The sequence below is a fragment of the Pseudomonas sp. SMV71 genome, from assembly GCF_052042015.1.
Taxonomy (GTDB): domain Bacteria; phylum Pseudomonadota; class Gammaproteobacteria; order Pseudomonadales; family Pseudomonadaceae; genus Aquipseudomonas.
This window is the reverse complement of the sequence record NZ_JBKGGU010000016.1, coordinates 102,065-121,552: the sequence shown is the minus strand read 5'-3', so window position 1 is coordinate 121,552 and position 19,488 is coordinate 102,065. Positions and strand designations below refer to the sequence as shown.

10 protein-coding genes are annotated in these 19,488 nt (G+C 61.5%); 5 read left to right on the top strand and 5 right to left on the bottom strand.

Going from position 1 to position 19,488, the window contains the following annotated elements:
• Positions 1-378: 378 nt before the first annotated feature.
• Entirely contained in the window at positions 379-3,318 is a 2,940-nt protein-coding gene (glnE, locus tag ACLEJQ_RS17925) for a bifunctional [glutamate--ammonia ligase]-adenylyl-L-tyrosine phosphorylase/[glutamate--ammonia-ligase] adenylyltransferase (protein WP_440797017.1), read from the bottom strand.
• 382 nt (positions 3,319-3,700) lie between these two features.
• Between glnE and aceE the strand changes: the two genes are divergently transcribed.
• From aceE to msrA, 5 genes are all read left to right on the top strand, one after another.
• Positions 3,701-6,346: a pyruvate dehydrogenase (acetyl-transferring), homodimeric type gene (gene aceE / locus ACLEJQ_RS17920; RefSeq protein ID WP_440797015.1), complete on the top strand. Its 2,646-nt coding sequence runs from the start codon at positions 3,701-3,703 to the stop codon at positions 6,344-6,346.
• Positions 6,347-6,357: 11 nt separating this feature from the next.
• A complete protein-coding gene (gene aceF, locus ACLEJQ_RS17915) occupies positions 6,358-7,998 on the top strand; it encodes a dihydrolipoyllysine-residue acetyltransferase (protein WP_440797014.1) in 1,641 nt (546 codons plus the stop codon).
• 348 nt (positions 7,999-8,346) lie between these two features.
• A complete protein-coding gene (locus ACLEJQ_RS17910; protein WP_440797012.1) occupies positions 8,347-9,738 on the top strand; it encodes an alkaline phosphatase D family protein in 1,392 nt (463 codons plus the stop codon).
• 194 nt (positions 9,739-9,932) lie between these two features.
• Positions 9,933-12,626, top strand: coding sequence for a putative bifunctional diguanylate cyclase/phosphodiesterase (locus ACLEJQ_RS17905; RefSeq protein WP_440797010.1), 2,694 nt, complete (start codon positions 9,933-9,935; stop codon positions 12,624-12,626).
• A gap of 94 nt (positions 12,627-12,720) precedes the next feature.
• Positions 12,721-13,368 carry a peptide-methionine (S)-S-oxide reductase MsrA gene (gene msrA, locus ACLEJQ_RS17900; RefSeq protein WP_440797081.1) on the top strand — a complete coding sequence of 216 codons (648 nt, stop codon included), beginning with the start codon at positions 12,721-12,723 and terminating at the stop codon, positions 13,366-13,368.
• 141 nt (positions 13,369-13,509) lie between these two features.
• Here msrA and ACLEJQ_RS17895 read toward each other — a convergent pair whose 3' ends face one another.
• The 4 genes from ACLEJQ_RS17895 to putP form a co-directional block, all read right to left on the bottom strand.
• Positions 13,510-14,349 carry a 23S rRNA (adenine(2030)-N(6))-methyltransferase RlmJ gene (locus tag ACLEJQ_RS17895; RefSeq protein WP_440797008.1) on the bottom strand — a complete coding sequence of 280 codons (840 nt, stop codon included), beginning with the start codon at positions 14,347-14,349 and terminating at the stop codon, positions 13,510-13,512.
• Between the two features lie 229 nt (positions 14,350-14,578).
• A complete protein-coding gene (locus ACLEJQ_RS17890) occupies positions 14,579-15,310 on the bottom strand; it encodes a DUF4123 domain-containing protein (protein WP_440797006.1) in 732 nt (243 codons plus the stop codon).
• Positions 15,307-17,361 carry a type VI secretion system Vgr family protein gene (locus ACLEJQ_RS17885; RefSeq protein ID WP_440797004.1) on the bottom strand — a complete coding sequence of 685 codons (2,055 nt, stop codon included), beginning with the start codon at positions 17,359-17,361 and terminating at the stop codon, positions 15,307-15,309. Before ACLEJQ_RS17885 ends, ACLEJQ_RS17890 begins: the two co-directional genes overlap by 4 nt.
• A 253-nt stretch (positions 17,362-17,614) precedes the next feature.
• Complete coding sequence (gene putP / locus ACLEJQ_RS17880; RefSeq protein ID WP_440797002.1) at positions 17,615-19,099, bottom strand: sodium/proline symporter PutP; 1,485 nt, start codon at positions 19,097-19,099, stop codon at positions 17,615-17,617.
• Between the last annotated feature and the right edge of the window lie 389 nt (positions 19,100-19,488).

The following is a 19,488-nucleotide window of genomic DNA, read 5'->3' as shown; positions in this document are numbered from 1 at the left end:
CGGGCTTGCTCGCGAAAGGGCCATCACATCCGACATTTGTGTTGCCTGACATTCCGCTATCGCGAGCAGGCTCGCTCCCACAAGGGTTCTTCATTCGTTCCAAGTGCGGCGTAACACCGCAAATCCAACTGTGGGAGCGAGCCTGCTCGCGATGAGGCCGGCATTCTCGACATCGCTGTCGCCTGACACACCGCTTTCGCGAGCAAGCTCGCTCCCACAAGGGTCTTCATATTTACTCAAATACCGCGCAACACCACAGATCCAACTGTGGGAGCGAGCCTGCTCGCGATGAGGCCGGCACTTTCAACATCATTACCGCCTGACACTCCGCCATCGCGAGCAGGCTCGCTCCCACAAGGGCCTTTCATTCGCCAGCAATCAACCAAGCCCCAACTCTCGCCAGATCCGCAGCACCTGCCGACGCTCCTCAACGAACTGGTCGCCTGCAATCACTCCTGCCTCTTTCTGCAAGGCCTGGCGGTGGGCGGCGGAGCGGTAGGCTTTATAGGCCTCGCGCAGCATGGTCGCGTCTTCGGCCGGCATCAGCCCGACCTCCTGCAATCCTTCCAGGATGCGGATATTGTCGGTGTAGCGCAGCAGCGACGGGTGTTCCTCGGACCACGCCAGGGCCGCGTATTGCACCATAAATTCAATATCGACGATACCTCCGGCATCCTGCTTGAGGTCGAACGGCGCGCTCGCCTCGAAGGCATTCGCCGCAGTCCCGGCAGCCGTGGCCTTGCTGCCGAGGTTATCGCGCATCTTGGCGCGCATCTCGCTGACGTCCTGGCGCAACCCCGGCAAGTCGCGTTTGCGCCCCAACACCTGGGCACGGACCTTCTCGAACGCCTGCCCTACGTCCTGACTGCCCACCAGCACCCGCGCCCGCACCAGCGCCTGATGCTCCCAGGTCCAGGCTTCGTTCTCCTGATAGCGGGCAAACGCCCCGAGGGAACTGACCAGCAGCCCCGACGCCCCGGACGGACGCAGGCGCATGTCCACTTCATAGAGCTGCCCGGAGTTGGTCTGGGCCGTCAACAGATGAATGATCCGCTGACCAAGGCGGGTGAAAAACTGGGCACCATCGATCGGTTTCGGGCCATCGGTTTCCGCCTGGGGGTCGCCGTCGTGGACGAACACCAGGTCCAGGTCCGAACCATGCCCCAGTTCCAGGCCGCCGACTTTCCCATAACCGACAATGATGAAGCCGGGATCGCACAGGCTGCCGTCGGTGCGCAGCGGCACACCATGCTTGGCCACCGTCTGGCGCCAGGCCAGGGCCAGCACTTGTTCGAGAATCGCCTCGGCGAGCCAGGTCAGGTAGTCGCTGACTTTCATCAACGGCAGGCTGCCGGCGATTTCCGAGGCGGCTACGCGCAGGCGGTGCGCCAGCTTGAAATGCCGCAGCGCCTCCATCTGCTGTTCGAGGTCATCTTCGGGGATGCGCGTCAGCCGCTCACGCAACTCCGCCGCCAGCTCGGGCGCCAGCGGCGGCTTGAACAAGCGCCCCTCGTTGAGCAACTCATCGAGCAGCAGAGGGAAACGGGTGATCTGCTCGGCGATCCACGGGCTCGCCGCACACAGCGTCAGCAAGCGCCGCAGGGCGCCGGGGTTCTCCGTCAACAGCACCAGGTAGGCCGAGCGACGGGCCACGGCCTCTACCAGCGGCAGCACCCGCTCCAGCACCAGGTCCGGGTTGGCGTGTTCCACCGCCTGAGCCAGCAGACGCGGAATGAAGGCATCCAGACGCTCGCGACCCAAACGTTGCATCGCCCGCAACTGCGGACTGCCGCGCAGCATGGCCAGGGCCTTGAGCGCTTTGGGCGCATCGACGAAGCCGCCCTCCTCCAGTTGGCGGCAGGCCGCTTCCTCGTCCTGGCTGTCTTCCCATAAAGGCAACCACTCGCCGCCCACCACCACTTCACTTTCGCCGCTGGTTTCTTCATCCGGATCGGCGATGACCTGGCCGAAATGCCAGGCCACGCGACCGCGCCAGTGCATCAATCGCTCGTGGAAGGCCGACCAGTCGTCGAAGCCCAGCATGAACGCGATCCGCGCCTGATCCTGGGCGCTGTCCGGCAGCATCTGGGTCTGGCGGTCGGCAATGGCCTGGATCGCATGCTCGGTATAGCGCAGGAATTCATAGCCCTCGCGCAACTCATCGATCACCTTGGCCGGCAGGTAACCCTGGCCCTCCAGGGTCCCCAGCACTTTGAGCAATGGTCGTTGCTGCAAGCTCAGGTCCCGGCCGCCGTGGATCAGCTGGAAGGCCTGGGCGATGAACTCCACCTCACGGATGCCGCCCGCGCCCAGCTTGATATTGTCGGCCATGCCCTTGCGCCGCACTTCCTGCTGGATCAACTGCTTCATGGTGCGCAGCGCTTCAATCGCGGAAAAGTCCAGGTAACGTCGATAGACGAACGGGCGCAGCATGTCGAGCAGTTGCGCCCCGGCCGCCTGATCGCCGGCGACAACCCGTGCCTTGATCATGGCGTAGCGTTCCCAGTCGCGCCCCTGGTCCTGGTAATACTGCTCCAGCGCGTTGAAGCTCAGCACCAACGCGCCGGCCGAACCATAGGGGCGCAGGCGCATGTCGACGCGAAACACGAAGCCGTCGACGGTCATCGGGTCCAGGGCCTTGATCAGGCGCTGGCCGACCCGGATGAAGAACTCCTGGTTATCCAGCGGCCGCTTGACCCCGACCGTCTCGCCGCCCTCGGGGTAGGCGAAGATCAGGTCGATGTCCGAAGACAGGTTCAGCTCCACCGCACCCAGCTTGCCCATGCCGAGGATGACCATCTGCTGCGGCTCGCCGCTGCGCCGCCCGGTGGGCGTGCCGAATTGCTGGCTGAGGCGTTGGTACAACCATTGATAAGCCTGGTCGATGCAGGCGTCGGCCAGGTCAGAGAGGTCGCGGCAGGTCTGGACCAGATCGGCCTGGCGAGTCAGGTCGCGCCAGATGATCCGCACTTGCTGGCGGGTGCGCTGGCGGCGCAGGACGCGGCCCAGCTCGTCCTCGGTTTCGGCGGCCTGCACCGCAGTGGCGATCTGTGCGCACAACTCACCGGGGGCGAAGCTGCGGTCCAGCTCGCCACTGCGCACCAGCTCCAGCAACATGACCGGGTCGCGCAGGCTCTGCTCGACGACAAAGTCGCTGGCGGCGGCGATTCGGTTGAACGCTTCCCAGCGCTGCGCCGTCCAGGTCGACAGCCCGTGGTCGTCGTCGAACAAGGCCACTGCCGCACGGAACGACTGCTCGGCGCGACTGACCAATGACTGGAGAATGGCCGGTATCGGGGCTAGCGAGGGCAGGCTCATGGTCTATCCTTGATCGGCGCGGGAAAGGCTGGATGTAGTGATTTTCCCAAAGACACTACCTGATCGACTGTCGAACAAAGATGATAAATAGCTGAAAATCTGATTTTATTGGCAGCCGGCATCAAGTTTTTACCTGTTCGAGTTGGCTTACGACCAACAGTAACGATTATTCTCACAACGAAACGAGGGGCCACAAGCCGCTCATGTGTAGTTTTACTACTCGTCTATACATTCGAAAGGCTGAAACGGCCAACGATTTGTAGTAAAACTACACGCCGCCGAGACAACCTTCGGCAATCCAAGAATTTATATCGTCTGCCCACAAGGCCAGTCGCAAACTCAGGCAACCGATTCTGGTAGCCTTTCCGCCCTGGAGCAAGCCATGCAAGACCTCGATCCCGTCGAAACCCAGGAATGGCTGGACGCCCTGGAATCGGTTCTCGACAAAGAAGGCGAAGACCGTGCTCATTACCTGATGACCCGTATGGGCGAACTCGCCACCCGCAGCGGTTCGCAACTGCCCTACGCCATCACCACGCCATACCGCAACACGATCCCCGTTACCCACGAAGCACGCATGCCCGGCGACCTGTTCATGGAACGCCGCATTCGCTCGCTGGTACGCTGGAACGCGTTGGCCATGGTCATGCGTACCAACCTGAAAGATTCAGACCTGGGCGGTCACATCTCCAGCTTCGCCTCCAGCGCGACGCTGTATGACATCGGCTTCAACTATTTCTTCCAGGCCCCGACCAACGAACACGGCGGCGACCTGATCTACTTCCAGGGTCACGCATCGCCCGGCGTCTACGCCCGTGCGTTCATGGAAGGCCGCATCACCGAAGACCAGATGAACAACTTCCGCCAGGAAGTGGACGGCAACGGCCTGTCTTCGTACCCGCACCCTTGGCTGATGCCTGATTTCTGGCAGTTCCCGACCGTTTCCATGGGTCTGGGCCCGATCCAGGCGATCTACCAGGCGCGCTTCATGAAGTACCTGGAAGCCCGCGGCTTCATCCAGCCGGGCAAGCAGAAGGTCTGGTGCTTCATGGGCGACGGCGAGTGCGACGAGCCGGAATCCCTGGGGGCGATCTCCCTGGCCGGCCGCGAGAAGCTGGACAACCTGATCTTCGTCATCAACTGCAACCTGCAGCGCCTCGACGGCCCGGTTCGCGGCAACGGCAAGATCATCCAGGAACTCGAAGGCGTGTTCCGTGGCGCCCAGTGGAACGTCAACAAAGTCATCTGGGGTCGCTTCTGGGACCCACTGCTGGCCAAGGACGTCGACGGCATCCTGCAACGCCGCATGGACGAAGTCATCGACGGCGAGTACCAGAACTACAAGGCCAAGGACGGCGCGTTCGTCCGCGAGCACTTCTTCAATACGCCTGAACTCAAGGCGATGGTTGCCGATCTGTCCGACGACGAGATCTGGAAACTCAACCGTGGCGGCCACGACCCGTACAAGGTCTACGCGGCGTACCACCAGGCGGTCAACCACAAAGAGCAGCCGACCGTCATCCTGGCCAAGACCATCAAGGGTTATGGCACCGGTGCCGGCGAAGCGAAGAACACCGCGCACAACACCAAGAAGGTCGACGTCGACAGCCTGAAGCTGTTCCGCGACCGCTTCGACATCCCGGTCAAGGACAGCGAGCTGGAAAACCTGCCGTTCTTCAAGCCCGAGGAAGGCAGCGCCGAAGCCCGTTACCTGGCCGAGCGCCGCGCCGCGCTGGGCGGTTTCGTACCGCAGCGTCGCGCCAAGAGCATCAGCATCCCGACACCGCCGCTGGAAACCCTCAAGGCAATCCTGGACGGCTCGGGCGACCGTGAAATCTCCACCACCATGGCCTTCGTGCGGATCCTCGCGCAGCTGGTCAAGGACAAGGAAATCGGCTCGCGCATCGTCCCGATCATCCCGGACGAAGCCCGTACCTTCGGTATGGAAGGCATGTTCCGCCAGTTGGGCATCTACTCGTCCGTCGGCCAGCTCTACGAGCCAGTCGATAAAGACCAGGTGATGTTCTACCGCGAAGACAAGAAGGGCCAGATCCTCGAAGAAGGCATCAACGAAGCGGGCGCCATGAGCTCCTTCATTGCCGCCGGTACTTCGTACTCCAGCCACAACCAGCCGATGCTGCCGTTCTACATCTTCTATTCGATGTTCGGCTTCCAGCGTATCGGCGACCTGGCCTGGGCCGCTGGCGACAGCCGCACCCGTGGCTTCCTGATCGGCGGTACCGCCGGCCGTACCACCCTCAACGGTGAAGGCCTGCAGCACGAAGACGGTCACAGCCACATGCTGGCCGGGACCATCCCGAACTGCCGCACCTATGATCCGACCTACGGCTACGAGCTGGCGGTGATCATCCAGGACGGCATGAAGAAGATGACCGAAGAACAACAGGACGTCTTCTACTACATCACCGTGATGAACGAGTCCTACCAGCAGCCAGCCATGCCGGCCGGTGTGGAGCAAGGCATCGTCAAGGGTATGTACCTGCTTGAGGAAGACACCCGCGAAGCGGCGCACCACGTCCAGCTGATGGGCTCCGGCACCATCCTGCGCGAAGTGCGTGAAGCGGCGAAGATCCTGCGTGAGGAATTCAACATCGGTGCCGACGTCTGGAGCGTGACCAGCTTCAACGAACTGCGTCGCGACGGCCTGGCCGTAGAGCGCAGCAACCGCCTGCACCCTGGCCAGAAGCCGAAGCTGAGCTACGTCGAAGAATGCCTGAACGGCCGCAAAGGTCCGGTCATCGCCTCGACCGACTACATGAAGCTGTTCGCCGAACAGATCCGTCAGTGGGTTCCTTCCAAGGAATTCAAGGTGCTGGGCACCGACGGTTTCGGCCGTAGCGACAGCCGCAAGAAGCTGCGTCACTTCTTCGAAGTCGACCGTAAGTTCGTGGTGTTGGCAGCCCTGGAAGCCTTGGCTGACCGTGGCGATATCGAACCCAAGGTGGTGGCCGAGGCCATCGTCAAGTTCGGCATCGATCCGGAAAAACGCAACCCACTGGACTGCTGAGGAGAATTTTCGTGAGCGAACTCATTCGCGTACCTGACATCGGCAGCGGTGAAGGTGAAGTAATTGAACTGTTTGTGAAGGTCGGCGACCGTATCGAAGCCGACCAGAGCATCCTGACGCTTGAATCGGACAAGGCCAGCATGGAAGTGCCAGCGCCGAAGGCCGGTGTCATCAAGAGCCTGAAAGTTAAGCTGGGCGATCGCCTGAAAGAAGGCGACGAGCTGCTGGAGCTGGAAGTCGAGGGCGCCGCTGCGGCGCCTGAGGCAGCCGCACCTGCCGCGGCCCCGGCGGCCGCTGAAAAGCCCGCTGCCGCACCGGCTGCCGAGGCGGCTCCCGCACCGGCCGCTGCGCCTGCCGCCGCCACTGTCCAGGACATCCATGTCCCGGACATCGGTTCGTCGGGCAAGGCCAAGATCATCGAAGTACTGGTCAAGGCCGGCGACACCGTCGAAGCCGACCAGTCGCTGATCACCCTGGAATCCGACAAAGCCAGCATGGAAATCCCATCGCCGGCCGCCGGCGTGGTGGAAAGCGTCGAGATCAAGCTGGAAGACGAAGTCGGCACGGGTGACCTGATCCTCAAGCTGAAAGTCGCCGGCGCTGCTGCACCCGCCGCGCCAGCTCCAGCCGCTGCACCGGCTCCCGCCAAGGCCGAAGCAGCTCCAGCCCCCGCTGCTGCACCGGCCGCTAAAGCGGAGGCTGCGCCAGCACCGGTCGCCGCGCCTGCCCCCAACGGTGCCAAGGTCCACGCCGGTCCTGCGGTGCGCCAGTTGGCCCGTGAATTCGGTGTCGAGCTGTCGGCTGTCAGCCCAAGCGGCCCGCACGGTCGCGTGCTGAAGGAAGACGTACAGGCCTACGTCAAGGCCATGATGCAGAAGGCCAAGGACGCACCGGCCGAGGGCGCCAGCGGCGGCGCGGGTATCCCGCCGATACCGGCGGTGGACTTCAGCCGCTTCGGCGAAACCGAAGAAGTCGCCATGACCCGCCTGATGCAGATCGGCGCGTCGAGCCTGCACCGCAGCTGGCTGAACATCCCGCACGTGACTCAGTTCGACCAGGCTGATATCACCGAGCTGGAAGCTTTCCGCGTGGCGCAGAAAGCCGTGGCGGAAAAGGCCGGCGTGAAGCTGACCGTGCTGCCACTGCTGCTCAAGGCCTGCGCGCACCTGCTCAAGGAACTGCCGGACTTCAACAGCTCCCTGGCGCCAAGCGGCAAGGCTGTGATCCGCAAGAAATACGTGCACATCGGCTTCGCTGTCGACACCCCGGAAGGCCTGCTGGTACCGGTCATCCGCAACGTCGACCAGAAGAGCCTGCTGCAACTGGCCGGCGAAGCCGCTGCCCTGGCCGAAAAAGCCCGGAACAAGAAGCTCACCGCCGACGACATGCAAGGCGCCTGCTTCACCATTTCCAGCCTCGGCCACATTGGCGGCACCGGCTTCACGCCGATCGTCAACGCGCCGGAAGTGGCGATCCTGGGCGTTTCCAAGGCCACTATCCAGCCAGTCTGGGACGGTAAGGCCTTCCAGCCGAAGTTGATGCTGCCGTTGTCGCTGTCCTACGACCACCGTGTGATCAACGGTGCCGCCGCTGCGCGCTTCACCAAGCGCCTGAGCGACCTGTTGGGCGACATCCGTACCATCCTGCTGTAAGCCCAAAGGCCCTTCCCCGGGGAAGGGCCTTTCGCACCGCTGTTTTCCGAGCGCCACGCTCGTACCTCAACCCCGCCCGTCTGGCGGGGCTTTTTTTGCCTGAAGTTCAAGCATCAACGGCGCGACTCTGTGGGTGAAAAGCGTTAACCGGCAGGCAATGGCGTAGGCCGAGGATTTTCCTACGCCATTTCATATAAAAGACTACGCCCCCTGTTAGCCATTACCCACAGCCTGCGCCCCCTCCCCTATCAATATTTATGACGCCACGCGCTTTAGCATCAAACCCGCGAGACTCCTGATCAGTTTCGCCGACACTTTATTAATGCTGCAATTCGAATGGACTCGAATATGTTCAAACCCACCGTCGGCCCTATTGTTGGCCACACAACTACCGACCACGCTCGAATATTCCTGCGCGGTGATCGCGATAACAAGTTGGTATTCGCCGGTATTCGCCATCGGCGCAAAGGAGAAACGAACTGGTCGAAAGGACAATTCGTGCAATTGGAGCCACACCGCGACATGTCCGATGTGATTGTGCTCAAAGGCCTTCAAGCCAATACCTATTATGAATACCAGGCAGGCTGGTTCAGCCCCCTGAGCCCGACCCACACCGTCGCCACCATCCAGGAACTGCCGTTGCAATGGCCCCGGACCCTTTACTGCCTGCGTACGCAAGACGCTGAGAACCACGCGCCTCGCGCTTATATCGTAGGATCATGCCGGTACCTGCGAATCACCGCCGGCGTGCCATCGCTGCCGGGCCTCGGTGACCGCATCTTCGCCGGCATCAACCGAATCGCAGCCCTGGCCGACCCGCCGATCAGCGCGGTATTGATGACCGGCGACCAAGTGTATCTCGACGATTTGAATAAACTCGCCCCGGATCGGACCTACAAGAGCATTCTCTTTAAATACCGAACTGTTTTCTCTCAACCCCATATCGCCCGACTCATGTCTGGCGTACCCACTTACATGATGCTCGACGACCACGAGATCGAAGATAACTGGCCGGCCAACAGAACGGTCAACGATGACGTTCTCTATGCCAACGCGATGAGCGCATATGAACTTTATCAAGCCAGCCACGGCCCGGCTCATGAACTTCGCCATGACGGAACTATTAATAAAGCACTGAACAGATATTGGTATACATTTGCCCACGGCGATATTGAATGGTTTGTCACCGACAGTCGCACTCAACGCAACCTGTCGCCAGACAACCGACGCATCCTGGATGAAACCCAGGAGCAGGCGCTGCTCCACTGGCTCGTCCACAGCCGCGCACGGGTCAAGTTCGTCGTGACCAGCGTCATGTTCTATCCCGACAGCAAACGTAACGACGGGGACGCCTGGCAGGCCTTTGCGGAACAACGCATGCGCCTGCTGGAAACCTTGCGCCACGGGAGGATCAAGAACGTGATCTTCGTCTCGGGCGATGTACACGGCTCCATGACCAGCCGCCTGCGCCATAGCCAGGATCCCGAGTTCGAGGTCAACACCATTGTTTCCTCGCCTTTGTGTAACAGCAGGCTGCTGCCTTTCGCCAAGGCATCGGACTTTATTTTCGACGCTCCCCTGGCCGGGAATGACAGCGGCGAGTACCACTATGAACTGACCAGCAATGTGGTCAGCCAAGACAACTTTGCCCGCTTGCACGTCACGGCGCAGAACGTACAAGTGAGCTTTCACGACCGTAACGGCAGCCTGCTGCAGACCGTGGAAATCGGGCTTCGCTGACCAGCGGTAGCCTTTGCGACACCCTCTTATCGGTCGGCGACTGGAGAAATCCCTTCGTCGGCCGATAAAAGGTTTATAGCACTTGGCCTTCATCTCTCTTGTCAGCCAGTGCCGCAATGATGCAACCTTGCGGCAATCCGTAATAACGAGGGCGTCAGCCCGGCGCGATCAGCATTTTCGAAGCGAGTTTCCCCATGAAAAGCCAACCCGATGCCGCCAGCCGAATGGCGGCCGAGGTAGTGACGCAGTTACCGGTGCCCTCGCGGCTCGGCATGCTGCGTTTCGAACGGCTGAATGAAGCAAGCTGGGCGCTGTTGTTCCTCGATCCCAACTGCGAACGATACTTCGGACTGCCGGCGGTAGACCTGTGTTCGCTGGTCAGCTCGCCCTACGCCAGCCTGATGGAGCCCGAGGCGCGATATCAACTGCACGACGCGATCCAGCAACAGTTGGCCCAGGCCTCGCATTACCAGATCCGCTACATGCTCCACACCGCCCAAGGCCCGATGAACGTGCTGGAGACCGGGGAAGCCTATAAGCAACACAATCGTCATCTGCTGCGCGGCTACCTGCTGGTGGTCGACAGCTTGCTGCAAGGCGAGCCGTCCATGCCGGCGCTGGACCTGGAAACCCAGAACTCACGCTTGCAGATTGCCCTGGAACTGAACCAGCGGGCCCAGCAGGAACAGCTCCAGCACCTGGACCGGGTGCGCGCCCAGCAGGATCTGATCCTGCTGCTTACCCGCCAACGCTACAGCGCCAATAACTCGCTGCTCGAAGCGGCCGAATTGATCACCCGCAGCGCCTGCGATATCTACCAGATCGACTGCGCCAGTATCTGGAACCTGGAAGACGGCAAGTTGGTGCCGATCTCGGCCTACAACCGCACCACCCAGGAATACTTCCTGCCGGCGGCGATCGACGCCAACGAATTCCCCAACTACATGGAGGCGTTGCAGACCTGTCGGGCCATTGATGCGCATAACGCCATACGCGATCCGCGTACCCGGGAAATGGCCGAAAGCCTGCGCGCCCGCGACGTCAATGCCATGCTCGACGCCAGCGTGCGCATCGATGGCCAAGTGGTGGGCGTACTGTGCCTGGAACAAGTGGGCGCTACCCGCGCCTGGCAGTCGGATGAGATCGCTTTTGCCGGTGAGCTGGCGGACCAGTTCGCCCAGGTCATCAATAACCACAACCGACGGACTGCCACCAGCGCCCTGCACCTGTTCCAGCGCGCCGTGGAACAGAGCGCCAACGCGTTCCTGCTGGTCAACTGCGACGGCGTGGTGGAATACGTCAATCCCAGCTTCACCGCGATCACCCAGTACACCACCGAGGAAGTCCACGGCCAGCGCCTGTCTGAATTGCCGGCCCTGGAGAACCTCAGCGAGCTGCTGTTCGACGCGCCCTCGGCGCTGGGCCAGAACAACAGCTGGCAGGGTGAGTTCAAGAGCCGGCGCAAGAACCTGGAACCCTACTGGGGCCAGTTGTCGATTTCCAAGGTCTACGGCGACAACCGTGAGCTGACCCATTACATCGGCATCTACGAAGACATCACCCAGACCAAGCTGGCCCAGCAGCGCATCGAGCGCCTGGCCTACACCGACAACCTGACCAACCTGGGCAACCGCCCGGCGTTCATTCGCAACCTGGATGAGCGCTTCGCCCGCGACAGCGACTCGCCCATCAGCCTGCTGCTGGTGGACATCGACAACTTCAAGCGCATCAACGACAGCCTCGGCCACCAGACCGGCGACAAATTGCTGATCAGCCTGGCCCGGCGCCTGCGCAACAGCCTGAGCCCCAGCGGCAGCCTGGCGCGCTTCGCCAGTAACGAGTTCGCCGTACTGCTGGACGACACCGACCTGGAAGCCGGTCAGCAGATCGCCGGCCAGCTGTTGATGACCCTCGACAAACCGATGTTCGTCGACAACCAGTTGATCAGCGTGACCGGCTCCGTAGGCCTGGCTTGCGCACCGCTGCATGGCCGTGATCCACAGACCCTGATGCGCAACGCCGGCCTCGCCCTGCACAAGGCCAAGGCCAACGGCAAGCATCAGGTCCAGGTGTTCACCGAAGCACTGAACGCCGAGGCCAGCTACAAGCTATTCGTGGAAAACAACCTGCGCCGAGCCCTGACCCAGAACGAACTGGACGTGTTCTACCAGCCCAAGCTGTGCCTGCGCAGCGGTCGCCTGCTGGGGATGGAAGCGCTGCTGCGCTGGAATCATCCGGAAAAAGGCATGATCCGCCCGGACCAGTTCATCAGCGTGGCCGAGGAAACCGGTCTTATCATCCCCATCGGCAAATGGATCGCCCGCCAGGCCTGCCGCATGAGCAAGCAACTGACTGCCGCCGGCCTGGGCAACCTGCAAGTGGCAATCAACCTGTCGCCCAAGCAGTTTTCCGACCCGGACCTGGTCGCCTCGATTGCCAGCATTCTCAAGGAAGAACAGCTCCCGGCCTGGCTCCTGGAACTGGAACTGACCGAAGGCCTGCTGCTGGAAGCCACCGAAGACACCCACTTGCAGCTCGACCAGCTCAAGCGCCTGGGCCTGACGCTGGCCATGGATGACTTCGGCACCGGTTATTCGTCCCTGAGCTACTTGAAGAAATTCCCGATCGACATCATCAAGATCGATCGCAGCTTCATCCACGAAATCCCGGACAACCAGGACGACATGGAAATCACCTCCGCGGTGATCGCCATGGCTCACAACCTGAAACTCAAGGTGGTAGCGGAAGGCATCGAGACTGCCCAGCAGTTGACCTTCCTGCGTCGCCACCGCTGTGACGTCGGCCAGGGCTACCTGTTCGACCGGCCAATTCCTGGCGCAGAGCTGATCGAGAAGCTCAAGCGTTATCCGCGTGGTCCGCTCGCATAGCTCAAGCTTCAAGCTTCAAGCAAACGATGGCACACTCTCACCACTTGTAGCTTGCAGCTTGCGACTTGCAACTGCCTCCCTAAGAGGACTGATGATGGTCTTGCGCTCGGAAATCCTGGTGAACAAAAACGTGCTCCCTACTCAAGAACAAGCTCTACCTGGCCGTGAAACCCCAATGACCGTGCCGGACAAGCACTTCGTCCTCGACGCGCCGCTGCTGGGCCCGTTCGCCATGGACGTGGATTTTGCGATTTTCGGCCTGGGCTGCTTCTGGGGCGCCGAGCGCAGGTTCTGGCAGCGTGAAGGCGTGGTCAGTACCGCCGTGGGCTATGCCGGCGGCTTCACACCGAACCCGACCTATGAAGAGGTCTGCTCGGGCCTGACCGGCCACAGTGAAGTGGTGCTGGTGGTCTACGAACCTGCGAAAGTCAGCTATGAAGCGCTGCTGAAGATGTTCTGGGAATTGCACAACCCGACCCAGGGGATGCGCCAGGGCAACGACATCGGCACTCAATATCGCTCGGTCATCTATGCCACCAACCCGGATCAACTGGCGGCCGCCCAGCACAGCAAGGACATCTTCCAGGCGGAACTGACCAAGGCCGGCAAGGGCACCATCACCACCGAAATCGAAGAAGCGCCGACGTTCTACTTCGCCGAGGCCTATCACCAGCAGTACCTGGCGAAAAACCCTGAAGGGTATTGCGGGATCGGCGGTACGGGCGTGACCTGCCCGATCTGATTTACAGGTTCTAAAAGCTTCGCGAGCAGGCTCGCTCCCACAATGGATCCAGGGCGTTCTCAGCATGAATGCCTGGCATCGAACCTGTGGGAGCGAGCCTGCTCGCGATGGCGTCCCTTCAGGCGCCATCACATCAACTGATCAACTTTCCGCAATCAACCAATCCATTTGCCACCCACCCTGGGTCTGTCCGAGCTTCTTCGACAGCCACGGCAGCAGCTCCCGCAACTCCTCCTCCAGCCCCCACGGCGGATTGGCAATCGCTAGGCCGGAGCCGTTCAGGCTGTTGGGCGTCGCGAGTGGATGCACCAGCAGCTCCACCCGCAACAGCTTCGGTGCTCCGGTACCGGCCAGGTCCTGGTAAAAACGGCGCAACATCCGCTGGTCCTTCACCGGGTACCAAATCGCCGCCACGGTCTGGCGCATCCGACCGATGGCGTCCTTGAGGGACGCGGCGCAGCGTTGCATTTCGTCAAGCTGCTCGAAGGGCGGATCGATCAGCATCAGGCCGCGCTTCTCCGCCACCGGCAGCAGTGCCCGGGGCACGTGCCAGCCTTCGCCCAGGTGCACGGCGACACGCCGGTCGCCTTTCATGTTGTCCTTGAGCAGGACGCCGTCTTGCGGGTGTTTTTCGTTGAGCAACACGCGGTCCTGGGGGCGGGTCAGGCGTCGCGCCAGTTCCGGTGAGCCTGGGTAATAGCGCAACTGCCCGTCCGGGTTCATGTCCCGCAGCACCTTCATGTAATCGCCGGTCAGCGGCGGCAGGTCGTCAACGCCCCACAACCGCGCGATACCTTCCAGGTATTCACCGGTACGGTTAGCCTGGTCACCCTGCAAGTCGTACAGCCCGATACCCGCGTGGGTATCGAGGTAGGCGAAGGGCTGTTCCTTGCGCGACATCAGGGCAATGAGACGGGTCAAGGTCAGGTGTTTGAACACATCGGCGTGATTGCCGGCGTGGAAGGCGTGGCGATAGTTCATGGCGGCTCCTGCGAAGGGCGACGAGTTTACCGCGAAGCGCGTCGCACGTCAGGGACTCGCGGCCCGGCGGGCGGTGGGCAAGGCTGAGGGCTGCACTTTTGAAGGATGAAATGACCGTGGCGAGGGAACTTGCTCGCGCTCGAGTGCGAAGCGCTCGCATGATCATGGGGTCGCTGCGCAACCCAGCGGGAGCAAGCTCCCTCGCCACAAGAGCGGACCGGGGCATAAATCAACCCAGCTCTTGCATCAGAAAAGCGAGCAACGGCGCCCTCGGCGCTTCGCCGGCCCCTGAGGTTTCGAGGAAATACGCGACCTTGCGCCGCAGGATGCGTTCGTCGACCCGCTCGAACAGATACGGATGCTCCTCGCTCAACCATTTGAGCAGATTGTCCCGCAGGCAGTCGGTCGAATGCCCTGCCATCAACTTGAGCACTGCGCCAGGCACTTTCCACCAGGGATAGGCCTGCGCCGGGCTATGGGCATTTGCGACGATTTCCAGCGCTTGACCGTTGATCAGGCAACGCCTGACGACCGGCAAAAGCTGCCCGGCCTCGACCTCCGGTGATTGCAGGATTGGGTGCAAGAAACGGCCATCCCAGAAACGGAAAAATACCGACCGACCTCCCGGCAGCAGGACCTGCGTCAGCCCGCATAAATGTCTGGCAAGGGTGTCCTGGCTGGCAGACGACACCGCCAGCCATCCCCAGTCGAGTGAGTCGCCCGTAGCGATCCAATCGAGAAACCCGCTGTCTACGGCGACGGCGCCTACGTAGGGCATCACCGCTTCCCATTCAGCGTAAGGCGTATCGGCCCATATCGGGCTGGGAGCACAAGTCATCGAGCGCCTCCAGGCATCCAGTGCTCCGGCGCTGCTGGCGTTGCTGAAGACGGCATACAGATGCTCGCCTGCCTGCAAGGGACGCGCTTGAAGCCAGGCGCGGGGCGATTGGCGATCCTTCATACTCTCGTCCCGGCAGGTAGCACTTGGGGGGCAAGCGGCGGCGTTGCGCAGACACCGCTCCTGCAACGCTCGCACTCTTCACAGAACGGAGCCGCACCGCCCAGGCTCAGCATTTGCGCCAGGGAAAGCGGGGAGGCCAGGATCGCAGCACTACGCGCAACGTCCGACACGGCAGGTGCCGCGCTCCTGGCTGGCATCGGTGCGCCACCGACTTCGATCGGCACACTGCTGAAGATCCCCGCCGCGCCGATATTGATCCAATGGCCCCCCGCCTGGATCGTCACGCTGACGCCCGCATCCAGCACGATCTGCTGGCCGGCACTGACATGAAACTGCTGGCTGGCGTTGAGGGCCTGACTGGTCACCCGAATGTGTCGCTCGCCGGTGACCAGCAAGTGGTCGTCCTGCCTGACCTCCGCCTGTCGGCGGCCGTGGGTGATGCGCTGTTCATCGGCCTTGAGCTCGTGGCGCGCAGTACCGGCGACGACGATGCTGCGCTCATGATCGACCTGCACCCGCTGGTCGTGCAGCACATGTTGGGTCCAGTCTCGCTGGGCGCGCACATAGATCTCTTCGGCGCCCTTGCGGTCCTCGATGCGTAACTCGTTATAACCGCCACCGCCGGGGCTGCTCTGGCTGCGCCAGATGCTGCGGGTCTTGTCCGCCGGCAGATCCAGGGGCGGCGGATTGGCACCATTGGGCAGGCAGCCGACCACCAGGGGCTTGTCCACATCACCGTCGATGAATCCCACCAGCACTTCCATCCCCACCCGGGGAATCATCACCGCGCCGTAGCGGTCATGGGCCCAGCCGGAGGCCACCCGCAACCAGCAACTGGCGTGCTCGTCACGCTTGCCGTCACGGTCCCAGATCAGCTGGACCTTGACCCGCCCCCACGCATCGCAGTGGATCTCGCTGTCCACAGGCCCGGTGACCACCGCCGATTGATAACCCCGGGCTTGCGGCTTCGGGTGATGCAGGGGCGGACGATAGAAAACATCCCACGGCGTCGCCAGGAATGTATTGCGGTAGCCCTGCAACTCATCCGGGCTGATGCCAGCCGCCTCCTCCAGAACCTGGGGCTGTCGACCGTGGTGGGAAACTTCGGTAAGCAGCCAGAGATCATTGCATTGCTTTCGAGGATGCTCGTGCACCTGCATGAAATGCCCGCTGACCAGTGCCGGTTGATCACTGCGCCCTTCGGCCAGACGATAATCGACCACATGGCGTTCGAGTGCGCGCCGAGTCAGGTGACGGCCATGCTCATGATCGGAGAATTGCCCCGGATAGCGATAGTCTTCCAGTACCGGTCGCTGCTGATTGTCGAGGTGGGTTTGCAGCGCCTGGCCGGGTTTGGAAAAGTCATAGTCGCGCAGCGTCACGGCACTGGTCCGGGTTTGGAGCCGTACCGTCAGCGACTTGATCGTCGGCTCGCTGGCGGCCAAGCCGCTGTCCGGCTGATAAACCGTCGGTTCAGCCAGGTGAGTAAAGACCGTCTGGTCGTCGCCGAACACCAGCAGATGTCCTTCGGGGCTGTGCCTGAAGTGGTAGTGAATGCCGACCTCGGCACAGATTCGCTCGATGAACGCCAGATCGCTCTCGGCGTATTGCACGCAGTACTCGCGTTCGGGGTATTGCCCACTGAGGCTGAAGCGGAAGGCGTCGCCCTGGATGCCATGCTCCTTGAGGATCCGGGTGACAATTGACGGCACGCTCAGGTGCTGGAAGATCCGCTGATTGATGCGATGCCGCAGGTACGTCAGGCGTGGCACCAGACTGATCCGGTAATGAGCCAGACGCTTGCCGCAATCACCCTGGGCGACGCTGTAGACCTGACCGTGCACACCCCGCCCCTGGCTTCCGAACGCCAGGTAGGCCTGGCGGTGCAAAAGCTCTTCCAGGGCCAGGTCGAACCGCTCGCTGACCAGCTCAAGGTCAAAGCGATACGGCTGGCTGATCGCTTCATTGCCCTTGAACTCAAGCACCTCGAACTCATCAGGCCCGCTGTCGAATGTCAGGACGAATCGCGATGGGATGGCAGGCGGGTACATCCGATGTGCCTCTGCTGGATAAAGGCGACCGATTCTGCATGAGCCCTACGGACAATGGGTCGGCGCTCAAGAAAAACAGACGTTGCCTTAGATCCGCAGAGAAAAAAGCCGCAAGGCGTGTCGTCTTTTCCGATAGACAGCCGGCTGCAAATAGCGCCTACCCCGACATCGTCCAATAAAAAACGGCCCGCCTCCAAGAGAGACAGGCCGTTGCTTATCCATCAAGCGGGCCGTCCAGGCCTCGCCGAATGCCTTACTGGTTCAAGCGGAAATCTTTCTCGGCCGCTTCGAAGCGCTGCACCATACCTGCGGTAGGCGAGCCCATCTTACTGACGAAGAAAATGGCCAGGCTGGCGAAAATAAAGCCCGGGATGATTTCGTACAGACCCAGCAGCTCGAAATGCTTCCAGACGATCACGGTGATCGCACCCACCAGGATGCCCGCCAGCGCGCCGTTACGGGTCATGCCTTTCCAGATGACCGAGATCAGCACCACAGGACCGAACGCGGCACCGAAACCGGCCCAGGCGTAGCTCACCAGGCCCAGGACACGGTTTTCAGGATTGGCGGCCAGGGCGATGGCTACCAGCGCCACCAGCAGCACCATGGCGCGGCCGACCCAGACCAGTTCCAGCTGCGAAGCGTTCTTGCGCAGGAAGGTCTTGTAAAAGTCTTCGGTCAGGGCGCTGGAGCACACCAGCAACTGGCAGCTCAGGGTGCTCATCACCGCCGCGAGAATGGCCGACAGCAATACACCGGCAATCCATGGGTTGAACAGCAGCTTCGCCAGCTCGATGAACACACGCTCATGGTTCTCGGTGACCGGACCGGCTACGTCAGGGTGCGCCGAGAAGTACGCGATACCGAAGAAGCCGACAGCAACGGTGCCGCCCAGGCACAGGATCATCCAGGTCATGGAGATGCGACGGGCGTTGGCGATGGACTTGACCGAATCGGCTGCCATGAAACGCGCCAGGATGTGCGGCTGGCCGAAGTAGCCCAGGCCCCAGCCCATCAGCGAGATGATGCCGATGAAGGTGGTGTTCTTGAGCATGTCGAAGGCCGAGGGGTCTTTCGCTTCGATGGCCAGGAACGTGGTGTCCACGCCGCCGGTGGCCAGCAGCACGATGATCGGTGTCAGGATCAGGGCGAAGATCATCAAGGTGGCCTGGACGGTATCGGTCCAGCTCACGGCCAGGAAACCGCCGACGAATGTGTAGGCAATGGTCGCCGCAGCACCGGCCCACAGCGCAGTCTCGTAGGACATGCCGAACGTGCTTTCGAACAAACGGGCACCGGCCACGATGCCGGACGCGCAGTAGATGGTGAAGAACACCAGAATCACCACGGCGGAGATAATCCGCAGCAGGCCGCTCTTGTCTTCGAAGCGGCTGGCGAAGTAGTCCGGCAGCGTCAGCGCGTCGCCGTTGTGCTCGGTCTGTACCCGCAGGCGACCGGCCACGAACAGCCAGTTCAGGTACGCGCCGACGATCAGGCCGATGGCGATCCAGCTTTCCGACAGACCGGACATGTAGATGGCACCTGGCAGCCCCATCAACAACCAGCCGCTCATGTCCGAGGCACCGGCGGACAGCGCCGTGACCACGCTACCCAGACTGCGACCGCCCAGGATGTAATCGGAAAGGTTATTGGTGGAACGGTAAGCCATCAGGCCGATCAGGACCATGGCTGCGATATAGATCACGAAAGTGATCAACGTGGGATTGCTAACACTCATTGAATTACGCCCTGGCTTTGTTTTTATGTAGCGGTGGCAGCTGGAAACGCCGACAACGGACGTTGTAGCGACGATTTGCAGACCCGCGAATTTATGCTGATGTTTCCCCAGGAAAGCCATCAGCCGGTGTTCCCGGCAAGAACCGGTTGCACCTTGGCCGCGAATGCTATTCAACAAATGAAATGAGGTGCAACCTGTTTCGCTCGAATCAGTTGCACCTGATCGGTTTTATTGTCGACTTCCCGGTTGTCGCCCTTATTTGGTGCACTCATGGGCCCTCAACCTGAAATTAAAGCACCAGGTCGGTGCACAACAAACAAGTGTGTACATGCCGCCTGACGAGCTGCTCATTGTTTCAATAAAAAAAGGGTTGCACCCGGTTGCACCTC

Excerpts from the sequence above, each read along its gene's own strand:
- ACLEJQ_RS17895 (WP_440797008.1), bottom strand. The coding sequence starts at position 14,349 with ATGAACTATCGCCACGCCTTCCACGCCGGCAATCACGCCGATGTGTTC.
- glnE (WP_440797017.1), bottom strand. The coding sequence starts at position 3,318 with ATGAGCCTGCCCTCGCTAGCCCCGATACCGGCCATTCTCCAGTCATTG.
- ACLEJQ_RS17910 (WP_440797012.1), top strand. The coding sequence starts at position 8,347 with ATGTTCAAACCCACCGTCGGCCCTATTGTTGGCCACACAACTACCGAC.
- ACLEJQ_RS17890 (WP_440797006.1), bottom strand. The coding sequence starts at position 15,310 with ATGAAGGATCGCCAATCGCCCCGCGCCTGGCTTCAAGCGCGTCCCTTG.
- msrA (WP_440797081.1), top strand. The coding sequence starts at position 12,721 with ATGGTCTTGCGCTCGGAAATCCTGGTGAACAAAAACGTGCTCCCTACT.
- ACLEJQ_RS17885 (WP_440797004.1), bottom strand. The coding sequence starts at position 17,361 with ATGTACCCGCCTGCCATCCCATCGCGATTCGTCCTGACATTCGACAGC.
- aceE (WP_440797015.1), top strand. The coding sequence starts at position 3,701 with ATGCAAGACCTCGATCCCGTCGAAACCCAGGAATGGCTGGACGCCCTG.
- putP (WP_440797002.1), bottom strand. The coding sequence starts at position 19,099 with ATGAGTGTTAGCAATCCCACGTTGATCACTTTCGTGATCTATATCGCA.
- ACLEJQ_RS17905 (WP_440797010.1), top strand. The coding sequence starts at position 9,933 with ATGAAAAGCCAACCCGATGCCGCCAGCCGAATGGCGGCCGAGGTAGTG.